The following is an 18139-nucleotide window of genomic DNA, read 5'->3' as shown; positions in this document are numbered from 1 at the left end:
TCATGAACTTCGAGCTGCTGGCGACCGACGGCAAGGCCCGTCGCGGCCGCCTGACCTTCCCCCGCGGCGTGGTCGAGACCCCGGCCTTCATGCCGGTGGGCACCTACGGCACGGTGAAGGGCATGTTGCCGCGCGACATCGAGGACATCGGCGCTCAGATCATCCTCGGCAACACCTTCCATCTCTGGTTGCGCCCGGGCACCGAGGTGATCCAGCGCCACGGCGACCTGCACGACTTCATGCAGTGGAAAGGCCCGATCCTCACCGATTCCGGCGGTTTCCAGGTGTTCAGCCTGGGAGCCATGCGCAAGATCAAGGAGGAGGGCGTGACCTTCGCCTCGCCGGTGGACGGCGCCAAGGTCTTCATGGGGCCGGAGGAGTCCATGGCGGTGCAACGCGCCCTGGGCTCGGACATCGTGATGATCTTCGACGAATGCACGCCGTACCCGGCCGACCATGACGTCGCCAAGCGCTCCATGGAGCTGTCGCTGCGCTGGGCCAAGCGCTCGAAGATCGCCCATGGCGATAGCCCGTCGGCGCTGTTCGGCATCGTCCAGGGCGGTATGCACGAGGACCTGCGCCTGCGCTCGCTGGATGGCTTGCAGGAGATCGGCTTCGACGGCCTGGCCATCGGTGGTTTGTCGGTGGGCGAGCCGAAGGAAGAGATGATCCGCGTGCTCGATTTCCTGCCGCCGCAGATGCCGGCCGACAAGCCGCGCTACCTGATGGGCGTGGGCAAGCCGGAAGACCTGGTGGAAGGCGTGCGCCGCGGCGTGGACATGTTCGACTGCGTGATGCCGACGCGCAATGCGCGCAACGGCCACCTGTTCGTCGACAGCGGGGTGATCAAGATCCGCAACTCGGTACACAAGCACGACGACTCCACGCTCGACCCGACCTGCGACTGTTACACCTGCAAACATTTTTCCCGCGCCTATCTGCACCACTTGGACAAGTGCGGGGAAATGCTCGGTAGCATGCTCAATACCATCCACAACTTGCGGCATTATCAGCGGGTTATGGCTGGTTTGCGCGAGGCAATCCAACAGGGTACATTGGCCGCCTTTGTCGATGCCTTCTATGCCAAGCGCGGCCTTCCCACGCCGCCGCTGGATGCCTGACTTTCCTTTATCCAACTCTATTGCTTTGTGACAGGAGTGCTACATGAGCTTTCTAATTCCCGCTGCCTACGCCGACGCAGCCGCTCCGGCAGCCGCTGGCCCGGCCGGCACCGGTTTCGAGTGGGTCTTCCTGGTTGGTTTCCTGGTCATCTTCTACCTGATGATCTGGCGTCCCCAGGCCAAGCGCGCCAAGGAACACAAGAACCTGCTGGGCAACCTGCAAAAAGGTGACGAAGTCGTCACTTCCGGTGGTATCGCCGGCAAGGTGACCAAGGTCGCCGACGATTTCGTCGTCGTCGAGGTTTCCGACAACGTCGAGCTGAAGTTCCAGAAGGCCGCGATTGCCGCGACCCTGCCGAAAGGCACCCTGAAAGCGATCTGATTTTCACCTAAACACATGACGGGGCGCGCAAGGCGCCCCGCGTCATAACGGGCGGTGTCATGCTCAACAAGTATCCTCTGTGGAAATATCTGCTGATCCTGGCGGTCCTCGCCGTCGGGTTCATCTATTCCGCACCCAACCTCTACCCGGACGACCCGGCGGTGCAGATCAGCGGCGCCAGCACGGCGCTGCAGGTCACCCAGGCCGATGTCGACCGCGCTGCCAAGGCGCTGACCGACGCCGGTATCGCGGTGAAGGCCGACAGCCTGTCGAAGAAGGGCGGCCTGATCCGCCTGGTCAAGCAGGACGACCAGCTTCCCGCCAAGGAAGTGGTGCGCCGGACCCTGGGCGACGACTACGTGGTGGCGCTGAACCTGGCCCAGACCACTCCCGAGTGGCTGCGCAAGCTGGGCGGCAGCCCGATGAAGCTCGGCCTGGATCTGTCCGGCGGTGTGCACTTCCTGCTGGAAGTGGACATGGACAAGGCGGTCGATGCCCGCCTGAAGGTCTATGAAAGCGAAGTGAAGAGCCTGCTGCGCAAGGAGCGCGTGCGCTACCGCAGCCTGCCGATCCAGGATCGCGCGATCCAGCTCGGTTTCACCGACAGCGAATCCCTGGACAAGGCGCGCAGCCTGATCGCCAAGGACTTCCGCGATTTCGAGGTCGTGCCCGAAGAGCGCAACGGCCTGCAGGTCCTGCGCGTCGCCCTGACCCAGGCCAAACTGGCGGAAATCCGCGAATACTCCATCAAGCAGAACCTCACCACCGTCCGCAACCGGGTCAACGAGCTGGGCGTATCCGAGCCGCTGGTTCAACGCCAGGGCGCCAATCGCATCGTGGTCGAGCTGCCGGGCGTGCAGGACACCGCGGAAGCCAAGCGGATCCTCGGCAAGACCGCCAACCTAGAATTCCGCCTGGCCGCCGAGCCGGACGCCCTGAAGTCCGCCACCGAGACCTTCGAGTTCCGCGAGCCGCGCCGGCCGCCGGTGCCGCTGGAGCGCGGGGTGATCATCACCGGCGACCAGGTCACCGACGCCAGCGCCAGTTTCGACGAGAACGGCCGCCCGCAGGTGAACATCCGCCTGGATGGCCATGGCGGCGAGCTGATGAACCGCGCCACCCGCAACAACGTCGGCCGCAGCATGGCGGTGGTGTTCATCGAGCAGAAGCCGGTGACCCGCTACACCAAGCAGATGGTCGATGGCGTCGAGAAGGAGGTCGCGGTTCCGGCGTTCAAGGAAGAGAAGCAGATCATCAGCCTGGCGACCATCCAGTCGCCGCTGGGCAACCAGTTCCGTATCACCGGCCTCGATGGCCCGGGCGAGTCCTCCGAGCTGGCCCTGCTGCTGCGTGCCGGCGGCCTGGCTGCGCCGATGTACTTCGCCGAAGAACGCACCATCGGCCCGAGCCTGGGGGCGGACAACATCGCCAAGGGTATCGATGCGTCGCTCTGGGGCATGCTCTTCGTATCGCTGTTCATCATCGTCATCTACCGTTTCTTCGGCGTGATCGCCACCGTTGCGCTGGCCTTCAACATGGTCATGCTGGTGGCGCTGATGTCGATCCTCGGCGCGACCCTGACCCTGCCGGGCATCGCCGGTATCGTGCTGACCATGGGCATGGCGGTGGACGCCAACGTGCTGATCTTCTCGCGGATACGCGAGGAACTGGCCAATGGCATGTCGGTCCAGAGGGCGATCCACGAAGGCTTCAACCGTGCCTTCACCGCGATCCTCGACGCCAACCTGACCTCGCTGCTGGTCGGCGGCATCCTCTACGCCATGGGCACCGGCCCGGTGAAAGGATTTGCCGTGACCATGTCGCTCGGCATCATCACCTCGATGTTCACGGCCATCATGGTCACCCGCGCAATGGTCAACCTGATCTTCGGCGGGCGTGACTTCAAGAAGCTGTGGATCTAAGGGGACTGAGATGAATATCAAGATCGGTACCATCAACTTCATGGGCATCCGCAACGTCGCGTTTGCCGTCACCCTGATCCTGACCGTCATCGCCCTGGGCAGCTGGTTCACCAAGGGCATCAACTTCGGCCTCGACTTCACCGGCGGTACGCTGATCGAGCTGACCTACGAACAACCGGCCGATCTCGGCAAGGTGCGTGGTCAACTGGTCGGCGCCGGCTACGAGGACGCCGTGGTGCAGAGCTTCGGCGACGCCCGCGACGTGCTGGTGCGGATGCCCAGCGAGGACCCGGAACTGGGCAAGAAGGTCGCTACCGCCTTGCAGCAGGCCGATGCCGGCAACCCGGCGAACCTGAAGCGGGTCGAGTACGTCGGCCCGCAGGTGGGTGAAGAACTGCGCGACCAGGGCGGCCTCGGCATGCTCCTGGCGCTGGGCGGCATCCTGCTGTACGTCGGCTTCCGCTTCCAGTGGAAGTTCGCCCTCGGTGCGATCCTCTCGCTGGTGCACGATGCGATCATCGTGATGGGCGTGCTGTCGTTCTTCCAGGTGACCTTCGACCTGACCGTCCTCGCCGCTGTGCTGGCGGTGGTCGGTTACTCGCTGAACGACACCATCGTGATCTTCGACCGGGTGCGCGAGAACTTCCGCGTGCTGCGCAAGGCCGATCTGGTCGAGAACCTGAACATCTCCACCAGCCAGACCCTGTTGCGTACCATCGCCACCTCGGTTTCCACGCTGCTGGCTATCGCCGCGCTGCTGTTCTTCGGCGGCGACAACCTGTTCGGTTTCTCCATCGCCCTGTTCGTCGGTGTAATGGCGGGTACCTACTCGTCGATCTACATCGCCAACGTGGTATTGATCTGGCTGAACCTGACCAGCGAGGACCTGATCCCGCCGCAGGCCAAGGACACCGTCGACGATCGCCCCTGAGGCGCTCTGGTTCGGCACTCCGGCGCCTGCCGGTCACTCGAGGACTCCCGCTTTTGGCGGGAGTTTTCGTATCTGCGCCAACGAAACGTTTGTCGGGAGCCTGGAACTTGGTGGTTTTTGCCCAGTCCTAGGCAAGGCAAAGGGCGAACATAGCCCGCATTGGATGAAAGCCAGGAGGTACATGTGAACAAGTCGATGCTCGTCGGGGCCGTTCTGGGTGCCGTAGGCGTGACCGCAGGTGGCGCGGTAGCCACCTATAGCCTGGTGGATCGCGGTCCCGACTACGCCGAGGTCGTCGCTGTCCAGCCGGTCAAGGAAACCATCAAGACGCCGCGCCAGGTCTGCAAGGACGTGGCCGTGACCCGCCAGCGTCCGGTCAAGGACCAGCACCAGATCGCCGGTACCGCCATCGGTGCGGTGGTCGGCGGCTTGCTGGGCAACCAGATCGGCGGCGGTACCGGCAAGAAGATCGCCACCGTGGCCGGCGCCGTCGGCGGCGGCTACGCCGGCAACAAGGTGCAGGAAGGCATGCAGGAGCGTGACACCTACACCACAACCGAAACCCGCTGCAGCACCGTGCACGACAGCAGCGAGAAGGTCGTCGGCTATGACGTGAAGTACATGCTCGACGGCAAGGCCGGGCAGATCCGCATGGAGCGCGATCCGGGCAGCCAGATCCCGGTCGACAAGAATGGCCGGCTGATCCTCAGCCAGGGCGAAACGCTGCGCTGAGCCTGGCTGTCGCAATGATGCACAAGGGCGCCCGCGGGCGCCCTTGTGCATTTTCATGGAGATGAAAAACCCGGCGCCAGGCCGGGTTCTTCGTCAGCGGCGGATCAGCGCTTCAGCGACGGCGGCAGGTGCGGCTGGATGGTGGTCAGCAGTGCCTTGAAGCATTTGGTGTTGCCGGCGACGATGTGACCCTTCTCGAGGAATTCGTGGCTGCCGGTGAAGTCGCTCACCAGGCCGCCGGCTTCCTGTACCAGCAGGGCGCCTGCCGCCATGTCCCATTCGGACAGGCCGAATTCCCAGAAGGCGTCGTAGCGTCCGGCGGCGACGTAGGCCAGGTCCAGACTGGCGGCGCCGGCGCGGCGGATGCCGGCGGTCTGGCCGACCAGGCTGCGGAACATGTTCAGGTAGTTGTCGAGATTGTCGATCTGGTTGTCGCGGAACGGGAACCCGGTGCCGAGCAGGGCGCCTTCCAGGCTCTTGCGGCCGCTGACGCGCAGGCGGCGACCGTTGAGGGCGGCGCCGCGACCGCGGCTGGCGGTGAATTCTTCCTGGCGTACCGGGTCGAGGACCACGGCGTGCTCCAGGCGGCCCTTGTACTTGCAGGCGATGCTCACGGCGAAGTGCGGTACGCCATGGATGAAGTTGGTGGTGCCGTCCAGCGGATCGATCACCCAGAGGTAATCGGCGCCCTCGCCGCTGCCTTCGATGAAGCCGCCTTCCTCGCCCATGATCGCGTGAGTCGGATAGGCCTTGCGCAGCGCGGCGACGATGGTCTGCTCGGCGGCGCGATCGACTTCGGTCACGTAGTCCTTGGCATCCTTCTCGTTGACCGAGATGACATCCAGGCGTTCGATGGAGCGGAAAATCAGTTCACCGGCGCTGCGAGCGGCGCGCAGGGCGATATTCAGCATAGGCTGCATGGAGAGGTCACCTGGGTCGTTAAAGAAAGCCGGCCATTCTAGCAGAAACCGATGGCGTTTGAAGGGCGACCTGTCGGCCGCATGGTATAAAGCTGACCTCTGCTGTAGGATTTCACACCCTTCAGTAACTTGGCGTTGGAGAGCATCGGCGTTGCTCGACCGTATTCGTGTGGTGTTGGTCAACACCAGTCATCCCGGCAACATCGGCGGGGCGGCCCGTGCCATGAAGAACATGGGCCTGTCGCAACTGGTGCTGGTGCAGCCGGAAAGCTTTCCCCACGGCGACGCGGTGGCGCGGGCTTCCGGCGCCACCGACATCCTCGACGCCGCAAGGGTGGTGGACACCCTGGAAGAGGCCCTGAGCGGCTGCAGCGTGGTGCTCGGCACCAGCGCCCGCGACCGGCGGATTCCCTGGCCGCTGCTGGATCCGCGCGAGTGCGCGACGACCTGCCTGGAGCACCTGGAGGCGAATGGCGAGGTGGCCCTGGTATTCGGGCGCGAATATGCGGGTTTGACCAACGAAGAATTGCAGCGCTGCCAGTTCCATGTGCATATCCCCTCCGATCCCGAGTTCGGCTCGCTGAACCTGGCGGCCGCGGTCCAGGTGCTCACCTACGAGGTGCGCATGGCGTGGCTGGCGGCCCAGGGCAAGCCGACCAAGATGGAAAAGTTCGAGTCCACCTCGATGCTCAACACCGAGCTGGTGACGGCCGACGAGCTGGAACTCTATTACGCGCATCTGGAGAGGACGCTGATCGATATCGGCTTCCTCGATCCGGAGAAGCCGCGCCACCTGATGTCGCGGTTGCGGCGCCTGTATGGGCGCAGCGCGATCAGCAAGCTGGAAATGAATATCCTGCGCGGGATCCTGACCGAAACCCAGAAGGTGGCCCGAGGCCTGTCCTACAAGCGGAGTGACGACTGATGTTCGAACGTGTGCGTGAAGATATCCAAAGCGTATTCCACCGTGATCCGGCGGCTCGCAACGCACTCGAGGTCCTCACCTGTTATCCGGGCCTGCACGCCGTCTGGCTGCATCGGCTGGCCCACGGCTTGTGGACGTCCGGCTGGAAGTGGCTGGCGCGCCTGGTGTCCAATTTCGGCCGCTGGATGACCGGCATCGAGATCCACCCGGGGGCCAGGATCGGCCGGCGCTTCTTCATCGACCACGGCATGGGCATCGTCATCGGCGAAACCGCCGAGATCGGCGACGACGTCACCCTCTATCAGGGCGTTACCCTGGGCGGCACCACCTGGAACAAGGGCAAGCGCCACCCCACCCTCGGCAACAACGTAGTGGTCGGTGCCGGTGCCAAGGTGCTCGGCCCGTTCACCGTCGGCGAGGGCGCCAAGGTCGGCTCCAACGCCGTGGTGACCAAGGAAGTCCCGCCGGGTGCCACCGTGGTCGGCATTCCCGGGCGGATCATCATGCGCGAGGACTCCGAGCAGCAGGCCAAGCGCCAGGCGATGGCGGAGAAGCTCGGCTTCGATGCCTATGGGGTCAGCCAGGACATGCCGGACCCGGTGGCGCGTGCCATTGGTCAGTTGCTCGATCACCTGCAGGCCGTCGACGGCCGGCTCGAGGGCATGTGCCAGGCGCTCACCGCCCTGGGTAGCGACTACTGCGCGAAGGACCTGCCGGTATTGCGCGAGGAAGATTTCGCCGGAGTCAAGGACGAGGACGGCAATCCGGCCGCGTAATGCGCGGCCGGCGGCTTTCTGCTAGCATGTAGCGCCCTGAATTTGCCTAATCCTGAGTAATTTGATCGGTCTTATAGTTGACCTAATTACTCGGATAAGAGCATAATCCGCGTCAACCCCGAATGATCCCGATGGGAAAAGCCCATGCGTCTGACCACCAAAGGCCGCTACGCCGTAACCGCCATGCTCGACCTGGCGCTGCATGCTCAGCAAGGTCCGGTCTCGCTGGCCGATATCTCCGAACGCCAAGGCATTTCCCTGTCCTATCTCGAACAGCTGTTCGCCAAGTTGCGCCGTGGCAACCTGGTGACCAGCGTGCGCGGCCCGGGCGGCGGCTACCAGCTGTCCCGCCATATGTCGGGCATCCATGTGGCGCAGGTGATCGACGCGGTCAACGAATCCGTCGACGCGACCCGCTGCCAGGGGCAGGGCGATTGCCACTCCGGCGATACCTGTCTGACCCACCACCTGTGGTGCGACCTCAGTTTGCAGATCCATGAGTTCCTCAGCGGCATCAGCCTGGCCGATCTGGTCAGCCGCCAGGAGGTCCAGGAGGTCGCGCTGCGCCAGGACGAACGCCGTTGCTCAGGCAAGACGCCTCGTCTCGACAAGATTGAAGCGTCCGCCATCGACTGAGCAGGGCGCCAGCCTGTAGGAGTTACCTGATGAAATTGCCGATCTACCTCGATTACTCCGCGACCACTCCCGTCGATCCCCGCGTCGCCCAGAAAATGAGCGAATGCCTGCTGATGGACGGTAACTTCGGCAACCCGGCTTCGCGTTCCCACGTGTTCGGCTGGAAAGCCGAAGAAGCCGTGGAGAACGCCCGTCGCCAGGTGGCCGAACTGGTCAACGCCGATCCCCGCGAGATCGTCTGGACCTCCGGCGCCACCGAGTCCGACAACCTGGCGATCAAGGGCGTCGCGCACTTCTACTCGGGCAAGGGCAAGCACATCATCACCTCGAAGATCGAGCACAAGGCGGTCCTCGACACCTGTCGCCAGCTGGAGCGCGAAGGTTTCGAAGTGACCTACCTGGAGCCGGGAGAAGATGGTCTGATCACTCCGGCTCTGGTCGAGGCGGCGCTGCGTGACGACACCATCCTGGTCTCGGTCATGCACGTGAACAACGAGATCGGCACCGTCAACGACATCGCCGCCATCGGCGAGCTGACCCGCTCCCGCGGCGTGCTGTTCCACGTCGACGCCGCACAGTCGACCGGCAAGGTCGAGATCGACCTGGACAAGCTCAAGGTCGACCTGATGTCCTTCTCCGCGCACAAGACCTACGGCCCGAAAGGCATTGGCGCGCTCTACGTCCGGCGCAAGCCGCGCGTCCGCATCGAGGGTCAGATGCACGGTGGCGGCCATGAGCGCGGCATGCGTTCCGGCACCCTGGCCACCCACCAGATCGTCGGCATGGGCGAGGCGTTCCGCATCGCCAAGGAAGAAATGGCCCAGGAGAACGCCCGCGTGCTGGCGCTCCGCGACCGCTTCTTCGCGCAGATCGACGGCCTGGAAGAGCTCTACATCAACGGCAGCATGACCTCCCGCGTCCCGCACAACCTCAACGTCAGCTTCAACTACGTCGAGGGCGAGTCGCTGATCATGGCGCTCAAGGACCTCGCGGTCTCCTCCGGTTCGGCCTGTACCTCGGCGTCCCTGGAACCGTCCTACGTATTGCGCGCCCTGGGCCGCAACGACGAACTGGCGCATAGCTCCATCCGCTTCACCTTCGGTCGCTTCACCACCGAGGAAGAGATCGACTATGCCGCGAAGAAGGTGGTCGAGGCCGTTTCCAAGCTGCGCGAACTGTCGCCGCTGTGGGATATGTACAAAGAGGGCGTCGACCTGTCCCAGGTCGAATGGCAGGCGCACTGAGCGCCTCGTGCCCCGGAAAAACGTGAGGATTAGCCATGGCATATAGCGAAAAGGTCATCGACCACTACGAAAACCCGCGCAACGTCGGCAAGCTCGACGCTGCCGATCCCAACGTCGGCACCGGCATGGTCGGCGCGCCGGCCTGCGGCGACGTGATGCGCCTGCAGATCAAGGTCAACGAGCAGGGCGTGATCGAAGACGCCAAGTTCAAGACCTACGGTTGCGGTTCCGCGATCGCCTCCAGCTCCCTCGCCACCGAGTGGATGAAGGGCAAGACCCTGGACGAGGCGGAAACCATCAAGAACACCACCATCGCCGAAGAGCTGGCCCTGCCGCCGGTGAAGATCCACTGCTCCGTTCTCGCCGAAGACGCCATCAAGGCCGCCGTTCGCGACTACAAGCAGAAGAAGGGTTTGCTCTAAGCCGCTCGTGACGAGTAAGGAGTTGCAATGGCCATCAGCATGACCGAAGCCGCCGCCAAACACGTGCAGCGCTCCCTCGAGGGGCGCGGCAAGGGCGAGGGTATCCGTCTTGGCGTGCGCACCACTGGCTGTTCCGGGCTTGCCTATGTCCTCGAATTCGTCGATGAACTGGCGGCCGAGGACCTGGTCTTCGAGAGCCATGGCGTGAAGGTCATCATCGACCCGAAAAGCCTGGTCTATCTCGATGGCACCGAGCTGGACTTCACTCGCGAAGGGCTCAACGAAGGCTTCAAGTTCAACAATCCCAACGTTCGTGGCGAATGCGGCTGCGGCGAAAGCTTCAACGTCTGAGGCCGGCGTGGGTAAACCCTGTCATTTCGCCCAGTTCGACCTGCAACCGGCTTTCCTGGTCGATCTCGACGAGCTCGGCCAGCGCTATCGCGAGTTGGTGCGCAGCGTCCATCCTGACCGTTTCGCCGACGCTCCCGAGCGCGAGCAGCGTCTCGCCCTGGAACGCGCGGCGCAACTGAACGAGGCCTACCAGACCCTGAAGAGCGCTCCGCGCCGGGCCCTGTACCTGTTGACCCTGAGTGGTCACGAGTTGCCCTTGGAGGCTACGGTGCAGGATCCGGAGTTTCTCCTGCAGCAGATGCAGCTGCGCGAGGAGCTGGAGGAGTTGCAGGACAGCGCCGACCTGGCCGGCGTGGCGACTTTCAAGCGTCGGCTCAAGGCCGCCCAGGCCGAGCTGGAGCGTGAGTTCGCCGCGTGCTGGGACGATGCGCAGCGCCGCGAAGAGGCCGAACGCCTGGTCCGTCGCATGCAGTTCCTCGACAAGCTCGCGCAGGAAGTGCGCCAGCTGGAAGAGCGACTCGACGATTAATCCCTGCGGCCCCCGGGCCGCACCCCATAGTTAAGACAGAGCATGGCCCTACTGCAGATCGCCGAGCCCGGTCAGAGTCCCAAGCCCCATGAGCGTCGCTTGGCGGTTGGGATCGACCTGGGTACCACCAATTCGCTGGTCGCCGCGGTGCGTAGCGGCGTCGCCGAGCCCTTGCCGGATGCGCAGGGACGCCTGATCCTGCCTTCCGCGGTGCGTTATCACGCCGAGCGGGCGGAAGTGGGCGAGAGCGCCCGCGCGGCCGCCGCGGAGGATCCCTTCAATACCGTCATTTCGGTCAAGCGCCTGATGGGGCGCGGCCTGGAGGACGTCAAGCAACTGGGCGAGCAATTGCCCTACCGCTTCCGCCAGGGCGAGTCGCACATGCCCTTCATCGAGACCGTACAGGGGTTGAAGAGTCCTGTGGAAGTCTCGGCGGACATCCTGCGTGAGCTGCGCCAGCGCGCCGAAACCACCCTCGGTGGCGAGCTGGTGGGTGCGGTGATCACTGTGCCGGCCTATTTCGACGACGCCCAGCGCCAGGCTACCAAGGATGCCGCGCGCCTGGCCGGACTGAACGTCCTGCGCCTGCTCAACGAGCCGACCGCCGCCGCCGTGGCCTACGGCCTGGACAAGGGCGCGGAAGGCCTGGTGGCCATCTACGACCTGGGTGGCGGAACCTTCGACATTTCCATCCTGCGCCTGACCCGCGGTGTCTTCGAAGTCCTGGCCACCGGCGGCGATACGGCCCTGGGCGGCGACGACTTCGACCATGCCATCGCTGGCTGGGTGATCGAGCAGGCTGGCCTTTCTGCCGATCTGGACCCGGGCAGCCAGCGGCAGTTGCTGCAAATCGCCTGTGCGGCCAAGGAGCGTCTTACCGACGAGGCGTCGGTCCGGGTCGCCTACGGCGACTGGAGCGGCGAGCTGAGCCGGGCGACGCTCGACGAGTTGATCGAGCCGTTCGTCGCTCGCAGCCTGAAGTCCTGCCGCCGAGCGGTGCGCGACTCCGGTGTCGATCTGGAAGAAATCCGCTCGGTGGTGATGGTCGGTGGCTCGACCCGCGTGCCCCGTGTGCGCACGGCGGTTGGCGAGTTGTTCGGCTGCGAGCCGCTGACCGATATCGATCCGGACCAGGTGGTCGCCATCGGCGCGGCCATCCAGGCCGATGCCCTGGCCGGCAACAAGCGCGGCGAGGAATTGCTGCTGCTGGACGTCATTCCGCTGTCGCTCGGCCTGGAAACCATGGGCGGGCTGATGGAGAAGGTGATTCCGCGCAATACCACCATCCCGGTGGCGCGCGCCCAGGAGTTCACCACCTACAAGGACGGCCAGACGGCCATGATGATCCACGTGCTGCAGGGCGAGCGCGAGCTGGTGAAGGATTGTCGTTCGCTGGCGCGCTTCGAGCTGCGCGGCATTCCGCCGATGGTGGCGGGCGCGGCGAAAATCCGGGTGACCTTCCAGGTCGACGCCGACGGCTTGCTCGGCGTGTCCGCACGCGAACTGAGTTCCGGCGTCGAGGCCAGCATCCAGGTCAAGCCGTCCTATGGGCTGACCGACGGCGAGATCGCGCGGATGCTCAAGGACTCCTTCGACTACGCCGGCGACGACAAGGCTGCCCGCGCCCTGCGCGAACAGCAGGTCGAGGCGCAGCGGCTGCTGGAGGCCGTGCAGTCGGCGCTGGACGTCGACGGCGAGCGGCTCCTGGACGAAGAGGAGCGCCTGGCCATCGCGGCGCAGATGGACACTTTGCGTGAACTGGCCGGTGGTAGCGACACCGCGGCCATCGAGAACCAGATCAAGCGCCTGTCCCAGGTGACCGACGCTTTCGCCGCACGGCGGATGGACGCGACCGTCAAGGCCGCGCTCTCCGGCCGCCGGCTCAACGAAATCGAGGAATAAGCGAAGATGCCGCAGATCGTGATTCTGCCCCATGCCGATCACTGCCCCGAGGGGGCGGTATTCGAGGCGAAGCCCGGCGAAACCATCCTGGATGCCGCGTTGCGCAATGGCATCGAGATCGAGCATGCCTGTGAGAAATCCTGCGCCTGCACGACCTGCCACGTAATCGTCCGCGAAGGCCTCGACTCCATGGAGCCGTCCGACGAACTCGAAGACGACATGCTGGACAAGGCCTGGGGCCTGGAGCCCGATTCGCGGCTATCCTGCCAGGCAGTGGTGGCCGACGAAGACCTGGTGGTCGAGATTCCCAAGTACACCATCAACCAGGTGTCGGAAGGCCACTGAGCCCGGCGGTAGTAGAGGAGCGTGCAATGAGCCTGAAATGGACCGATGTGCTGGAAATCGCCATCCAGCTCGACGAAAGCAAGCCGGAGGTCGATCCGCGATACGTCAACTTCGTCGATCTGCGGCGCTGGGTGGTGGAACTTCCAGAGTTCTCCGACGATCCTCAGCGTAGCGGGGAGAAAGTCCTGGAGGCCATCCAGGCCGCCTGGATCGAGGAACGGGACTAGCCATAGGCCCGCCCTACGCATTTGCCGGGAACCCGCGTATAATTCGCGGGTTTTATTTTAGGTAAGGCCTGAAATCGCCCGCGGGCGCATTCCAGGCTAGGCGCGCCGGGCCCGATGCCAGGCGCAGCCACGCTGATTCCGGCCCTTTCGGGCCGTTTTCGTCAGCGTCCTGAACGAATCACGGCGTCCCGCCCCGCTGGCGGGGCCGCCCATGCTAGACAACCTTGTTTCGGAGTTTTACCAATGGCACTGCAACGCACCCTGTCCATCATCAAGCCGGACGCCGTTTCCAAGAACGTGATCGGCGAAATCCTGACCCGCTTCGAGAAAGCCGGCCTGCGCGTCGTCGCCGCTAAAATGGTTCAGCTGTCCGAGCGTGAAGCCGGTGGCTTCTATGCTGAGCACAAAGAGCGTCCGTTCTTCAAGGACCTGGTTTCCTTCATGACTTCCGGTCCGGTTGTAGTCCAGGTCCTGGAAGGCGAGGACGCCATCGCCAAGAACCGCGAGCTGATGGGCGCCACCGATCCGAAGAAAGCCGACGCCGGTACCATCCGCGCCGACTTCGCCGTCTCCATCGACGAGAACGCCGTCCACGGTTCCGATTCCGAAGCTTCCGCCGCTCGCGAGATCGCCTACTTCTTCGCGGCTACCGAAGTCTGCGAGCGCATTCGCTGATCGAGCGTGGGTGAGGGTGAAACCATGACAACGACCACCGCCGGCAAGGTGAACCTGCTGGGCCTGACCCAGCCGCAGCTGGAACAGTTCTTCGAGTCCATCGGCGAGAAGCGTTTCCGGGCCGGCCAGGTCATGAAGTGGATTCACCACTTTGGCGTCGACGATTTCGACGCCATGACCAACGTCGGCAAGGCCTTGCGCGAAAAGCTCAAGGCCTCAGCCGAGATACGCGGTCCCGAGATCGTCAGCCAGGATATTTCCGCCGACGGCACCCGCAAGTGGGTGGTCCGGGTGGCGTCCGGCAGTTGCGTCGAGACCGTGTACATCCCCCAGGGCGGACGCGGCACCCTGTGCGTGTCCTCCCAGGCGGGCTGCGCCCTGGATTGCAGTTTCTGCTCCACCGGCAAGCAGGGTTTCAACAGCGACCTCACCGCCGCCGAGGTGATCGGCCAGGTGTGGATCGCCAACAAGTCGTTCGGTACCGTTCCGGCCAAGATCGACCGCGCCATCACCAATGTCGTGATGATGGGCATGGGCGAGCCGCTGCTGAACTTCGACAACGTGGTCGCCGCCATGAACATCATGATGGACGACCTCGGCTACGGTATTTCCAAGCGCAAGGTGACCCTGTCCACCTCCGGCGTGGTGCCGATGATCGACAAGCTCGGCGAGGTGATCGACGTGTCCCTGGCCCTGTCGCTGCACGCACCGAACGACGAGTTGCGCAACAAGCTGGTGCCGATCAACAAGAAGTATCCGCTGGGCATGCTGCTGGATGCCTGCCGCCGGTATATTTCCCTGCTCGGCGAGAAGCGCGTGCTGACCGTCGAGTACACCCTGCTCAAGGATGTCAACGATCAGCCCGAGCATGCTGAGCAGATGATCGCATTGCTGAAAGACACGCCTTGCAAGATCAACCTGATTCCGTTTAATCCATTCCCGCACTCCGGCTACGAGCGCCCGAGCAACAATGCCATCCGGCGTTTCCAGGACATGTTGCACAAGGGCGGCTTCAACGTGACCGTGCGTACCACCCGCGGCGACGACATCGACGCAGCCTGTGGCCAGCTGGTCGGCCAGGTCATGGATCGTACCCGCCGGAGCGAACGTTATATTGCCGTGCGCCAACTGGCCGAGTCCGAGTCGGCGGCGAATCGAAATTGAGTGAGAGGAGGGTTCCGATGACTGTACGCGCCGCGCTGGTGTTCCTGTTGGCAGTTGGGCTGACAGGCTGCGTGACGAGCGGAGATCAGAATCCCCTGAAAACCGACAAGGGCCGTGACGAGGCGCGCGATGCCTATATCCAGCTCGGCCTCGGCTATCTCCAGCGGGGGAACACCGAGCAGGCCAAGGTGCCGCTGCGCAAGGCCCTCGAGATCGACCCTTCCAGCGCCGACGCGCATGCCGCGCTGGCGGTGGTGTTCCAGACCGAGATGGAGCCCAAGCTGGCCGACGAGGAGTACCGCAAGGCGCTCGCCAGCGATAGCCGCAATGCCCGGGTACTGAACAACTACGGCGGTTTCCTCTACGAGCAGAAGCGCTACGAGGAGGCCTACCAGCGTCTCCTGGAGGCCAGCCAGGACACCCTCTATCCCGAGCGCTCGCGGGTCTTCGAGAACCTCGGCCTGGTTTCGCTGCAAATGAAGAAACCGGCCCAGGCCAAGGAGTACTTCGAGAAATCCCTGCGTCTGAACCGTAACCAGCCCAGCGTCGCGCTGGAGATGGCCGACCTGCTCTACAAGGAGCGCGAGTACGTGCCGGCTCGCCAGTACTATGATCTCTTTGCCCAGGGCGGCGGGCAGAACGCCCGCAGTCTGTTGCTGGGCATTCGTCTCGCGAAGGTCTTCGAAGACCGCGACACGGCCGCCAGCTATGGCCTGCAGTTGAAACGCCTGTACCCAGGCTCTCCCGAATATCAGGAATTCCAGGCGGAAAAATGATGAAAGCGCCGCAGCCCGAAGTCGTAGCCACCGCTTCCCGTCAGAACCCCGGGGAAACCCTGCGCCAGGCGCGCGAGCAGAAGGGCCTGTCGCTGTCGCAGGTGGCCGGGCAACTGAACCTGACCGAGAATTCGCTGCGTCAGCTGGAAAACGGCGCGTTCGACAAGCTGCCGGGACACACCTTCTCGCGCGGTTACATCCGCGCCTACGCCAAGCTCATGGGCCTCGACCAGGCCGAGCTGGTCAACAGCTTCGACCATTTCACCGGCACCAATGCCAGCGGTAGCACCGTACAGAGCCTGGGACGGGTCGCCGAGCCGGTGCGCCTGTCGCGCAACGTGCTGCGTATCGTCAGCCTGTTGCTGCTCGCCCTGCTGATCGGCTTCGGCTACTTCTGGTGGCAGGAGCATTCCGCGCGCACGCCGGAAACCGCCGGTCTGAGCCTTGAGCATGTCGAAGTGGAAAGCGCCGACGGCACCACCGAGATCCATACCCTGGACGAGCCTGAAGACCAGGCGGTGATCGAAGCGCAGAAGGAAGGCGAGCAAGCGCCCGCCGAGGTTTCTCCGGAAGTCGCTGCCCAGGCCGAGGGAGCGCCGCCGGTGGCGAGCGAGGGCGCGCAGGTTCCCGCCGCTCCGGCCCAGGGCACCCCCGCCGCACCCCAGCAGCCCGTTACCGCCGCGCCTGCCGGCACGGCTCCCGCTCCCGGTACTGCTCCAGCCGTTCCAGCGACGGCCAGTCCGGCCGCCCCGCCAGCGCCGAGCGAACCTGCCGCCGCGCCCGTGGTGGCCGGCGAGGGCCAGGGGGTGGTCAAGGTACAGTTCGTCGCCGATTGCTGGACCCAGGTCACCGACGCCAACGGCAAGGTCCTGGTCAGCGCGCTGAAGCGCAAGGGCGACAGCCTGGAACTGGCCGGCAAGGCCCCGCTGGAGCTGCGCCTCGGTTTCGCTCGCGGCGCCCAGGTCAGCTACAACGGCCAGCCGGTGGACGTGACCCCCTTCGTCCGCGGCGAAACGGCCCGTCTGAAGGTAGGACAATGAGCATTCATAGCGCTTCTCCGATCATTCGCCGCAAGTCTCGGAAAATCTGGGTCGGCAACGTCCCGGTGGGCGGCGACGCGCCGATCGCCGTGCAGAGCATGACCAACACCGAGACCTGCGACGTCGCTGCCACCGTCGCGCAGATCCGCCGCCTGGAAGATGCCGGCGCGGACATCGTGCGGGTTTCCGTCCCCGACATGGACGCCGCCGAGGCATTCGGCAAGATCAAGCAGCAGGTCAACGTGCCGCTGGTCGCCGACATCCACTTCGACTATCGCATAGCCCTGCGCGTCGCCGAGCTGGGAGTGGACTGCCTGCGCATCAATCCGGGCAACATCGGTCGCGAGGACCGGGTCAAGGCCGTGGTCGATGCCGCGCGCGAGCGCAACATCCCGATCCGTATCGGCGTCAATGCCGGTTCGCTGGAAAAGGACCTGCAGAAGAAATACGGCGAACCGACCCCGGAAGCCCTGCTCGAATCGGCCATGCGCCACGTCGATCATCTCGACAAGCTGGACTTCCAGAACTTCAAGGTCAGCGTCAAGGCCTCCGACGTCTTCATGGCCGTCGCCGCCTATCGCCTGCTGGCCAGGCAGATCGAGCAGCCCCTGCACCTGGGCATCACCGAGGCCGGCGGCCTGCGCTCCGGCACGGTGAAGTCGGCGGTGGGGCTGGGCATGCTCCTGGCCGAGGGAATCGGCGACACCATCCGGATTTCCCTGGCTGCCGATCCGGTCGAGGAGATCAAGGTCGGTTTCGACATCCTCAAGTCCCTGCACCTGCGCTCCCGTGGCATCAACTTCATCGCCTGCCCGAGCTGTTCGCGGCAGAACTTCGACGTGGTGAAGACCATGAACGAGCTGGAAGGGCGCCTGGAGGACCTGCTGGTGCCGATGGACGTGGCCGTGATCGGTTGCGTCGTCAACGGTCCGGGCGAAGCCAAGGAGGCCCATGTCGGCCTCACCGGCGGCACTCCGAACCTGGTGTATATCGACGGCAAGCCGTCGCAGAAACTGACCAACGACAACCTGGTGGACGAGCTGGAACGGCTGATCCGCCAGAAGGCGGCCGAGAAGGCCGAGGCCGATGCGAGCCTGATCGCCCGCGGCTGACCCGTTT

General features: G+C 64.4%; 21 protein-coding genes. 20 read left to right on the top strand and 1 reads right to left on the bottom strand.

The features are described from left to right. Nucleotides 1-2 precede the first annotated feature (2 nt). The 5 genes from tgt to HMPREF3014_RS28930 all read left to right on the top strand — a co-directional run bounded on the left by tgt (nt 3) and on the right by HMPREF3014_RS28930 (nt 5088). Nucleotides 3-1121, top strand: a complete 1119-nt coding sequence (gene tgt, locus HMPREF3014_RS28950; protein ID WP_003100607.1) for a tRNA guanosine(34) transglycosylase Tgt — start codon at nt 3-5, stop codon at nt 1119-1121. Nucleotides 1122-1164: 43 nt separating this feature from the next. Beyond that, entirely contained in the window at nt 1165-1503 is a 339-nt protein-coding gene (gene yajC / locus HMPREF3014_RS28945) for a preprotein translocase subunit YajC (protein ID WP_003092856.1), read from the top strand. A 59-nt stretch (nt 1504-1562) separates the two neighbouring features. Next, entirely contained in the window at nt 1563-3425 is a 1863-nt protein-coding gene (secD, locus tag HMPREF3014_RS28940; RefSeq protein ID WP_003100609.1) for a protein translocase subunit SecD, read from the top strand. A 10-nt stretch (nt 3426-3435) separates the two neighbouring features. Next, the gene (secF, locus tag HMPREF3014_RS28935) at nt 3436-4356 is read left to right on the top strand and encodes a protein translocase subunit SecF (RefSeq protein ID WP_003100612.1); all 921 of its coding nucleotides are present in this window, start codon (nt 3436-3438) and stop codon (nt 4354-4356) included. A gap of 183 nt (nt 4357-4539) precedes the next feature. Next, nucleotides 4540-5088 (top strand): glycine zipper 2TM domain-containing protein, encoded by a 549-nt coding sequence (locus HMPREF3014_RS28930; protein ID WP_003092848.1) that lies wholly within the window; start codon nt 4540-4542, stop codon nt 5086-5088. Nucleotides 5089-5192: 104 nt separating this feature from the next. Here HMPREF3014_RS28930 and suhB read toward each other — a convergent pair whose 3' ends face one another. Beyond that, nucleotides 5193-6008, bottom strand: coding sequence for a type III secretion system regulator SuhB (gene suhB, locus HMPREF3014_RS28925; protein WP_003092845.1), 816 nt, complete (start codon nt 6006-6008; stop codon nt 5193-5195). Nucleotides 6009-6159: 151 nt separating this feature from the next. Here suhB and trmJ point away from each other — a divergent pair, with 151 nt between their 5' ends. The 15 genes from trmJ (at nt 6160) to ispG (ending at nt 18132) form a co-directional block, all read left to right on the top strand. Beyond that, entirely contained in the window at nt 6160-6933 is a 774-nt protein-coding gene (gene trmJ, locus HMPREF3014_RS28920; protein ID WP_003092842.1) for a tRNA (cytosine(32)/uridine(32)-2'-O)-methyltransferase TrmJ, read from the top strand. Beyond that, nucleotides 6933-7709, top strand: a complete 777-nt coding sequence (gene cysE, locus HMPREF3014_RS28915) for a serine O-acetyltransferase (protein WP_003100615.1) — start codon at nt 6933-6935, stop codon at nt 7707-7709. The genes trmJ and cysE overlap by 1 nt, the downstream gene beginning before the upstream one ends. Before the next feature lie 144 nt (nt 7710-7853). After that, complete coding sequence (gene iscR / locus HMPREF3014_RS28910) at nt 7854-8345, top strand: Fe-S cluster assembly transcriptional regulator IscR (protein ID WP_003092836.1); 492 nt, start codon at nt 7854-7856, stop codon at nt 8343-8345. A 29-nt stretch (nt 8346-8374) separates the two neighbouring features. Then, a complete protein-coding gene (locus tag HMPREF3014_RS28905) occupies nt 8375-9589 on the top strand; it encodes an IscS subfamily cysteine desulfurase (RefSeq protein ID WP_003092832.1) in 1215 nt (404 codons plus the stop codon). A 35-nt stretch (nt 9590-9624) separates the two neighbouring features. Then, nucleotides 9625-10011: a Fe-S cluster assembly scaffold IscU gene (gene iscU / locus HMPREF3014_RS28900; RefSeq protein ID WP_003092829.1), complete on the top strand. Its 387-nt coding sequence runs from the start codon at nt 9625-9627 to the stop codon at nt 10009-10011. Nucleotides 10012-10038: 27 nt separating this feature from the next. Further along, nucleotides 10039-10362: an iron-sulfur cluster assembly protein IscA gene (gene iscA / locus HMPREF3014_RS28895; RefSeq protein WP_003100617.1), complete on the top strand. Its 324-nt coding sequence runs from the start codon at nt 10039-10041 to the stop codon at nt 10360-10362. Between the two features lie 7 nt (nt 10363-10369). Next, nucleotides 10370-10891, top strand: a complete 522-nt coding sequence (gene hscB / locus HMPREF3014_RS28890; RefSeq protein WP_003092824.1) for a co-chaperone HscB — start codon at nt 10370-10372, stop codon at nt 10889-10891. Between the two features lie 42 nt (nt 10892-10933). Next, nucleotides 10934-12793, top strand: a complete 1860-nt coding sequence (gene hscA, locus HMPREF3014_RS28885; protein WP_003100622.1) for a Fe-S protein assembly chaperone HscA — start codon at nt 10934-10936, stop codon at nt 12791-12793. 6 nt (nt 12794-12799) lie between these two features. After that, nucleotides 12800-13138, top strand: a complete 339-nt coding sequence (gene fdx, locus HMPREF3014_RS28880) for an ISC system 2Fe-2S type ferredoxin (RefSeq protein WP_003092818.1) — start codon at nt 12800-12802, stop codon at nt 13136-13138. 26 nt (nt 13139-13164) lie between these two features. After that, the gene (iscX, locus tag HMPREF3014_RS28875; RefSeq protein ID WP_003092814.1) at nt 13165-13365 is read left to right on the top strand and encodes a Fe-S cluster assembly protein IscX; all 201 of its coding nucleotides are present in this window, start codon (nt 13165-13167) and stop codon (nt 13363-13365) included. A 243-nt stretch (nt 13366-13608) separates the two neighbouring features. Beyond that, nucleotides 13609-14040 (top strand): nucleoside-diphosphate kinase, encoded by a 432-nt coding sequence (ndk, locus tag HMPREF3014_RS28870; protein ID WP_003092811.1) that lies wholly within the window; start codon nt 13609-13611, stop codon nt 14038-14040. A gap of 24 nt (nt 14041-14064) precedes the next feature. Continuing rightward, entirely contained in the window at nt 14065-15204 is a 1140-nt protein-coding gene (gene rlmN / locus HMPREF3014_RS28865; protein ID WP_023087026.1) for a dual-specificity RNA methyltransferase RlmN, read from the top strand. Nucleotides 15205-15221: 17 nt separating this feature from the next. Beyond that, nucleotides 15222-15980: a type 4a pilus biogenesis protein PilF gene (pilF, locus tag HMPREF3014_RS28860; RefSeq protein ID WP_003092804.1), complete on the top strand. Its 759-nt coding sequence runs from the start codon at nt 15222-15224 to the stop codon at nt 15978-15980. Then, nucleotides 15977-17020: a RodZ domain-containing protein gene (locus HMPREF3014_RS28855; RefSeq protein WP_003115257.1), complete on the top strand. Its 1044-nt coding sequence runs from the start codon at nt 15977-15979 to the stop codon at nt 17018-17020. Before pilF ends, HMPREF3014_RS28855 begins: the two co-directional genes overlap by 4 nt. Then, nucleotides 17017-18132: a flavodoxin-dependent (E)-4-hydroxy-3-methylbut-2-enyl-diphosphate synthase gene (ispG, locus tag HMPREF3014_RS28850; RefSeq protein ID WP_003092800.1), complete on the top strand. Its 1116-nt coding sequence runs from the start codon at nt 17017-17019 to the stop codon at nt 18130-18132. Before HMPREF3014_RS28855 ends, ispG begins: the two co-directional genes overlap by 4 nt. Nucleotides 18133-18139: the final 7 nt, after the last annotated feature.

The sequence above is a fragment of the Pseudomonas sp. HMSC065H01 genome, assembly GCF_001815235.1.
Lineage (GTDB): Bacteria > Pseudomonadota > Gammaproteobacteria > Pseudomonadales > Pseudomonadaceae > Pseudomonas > Pseudomonas aeruginosa.
Note: the sequence above shows the minus strand (reverse complement) of the source record. Positions and strands in the feature narration are given on the sequence as shown.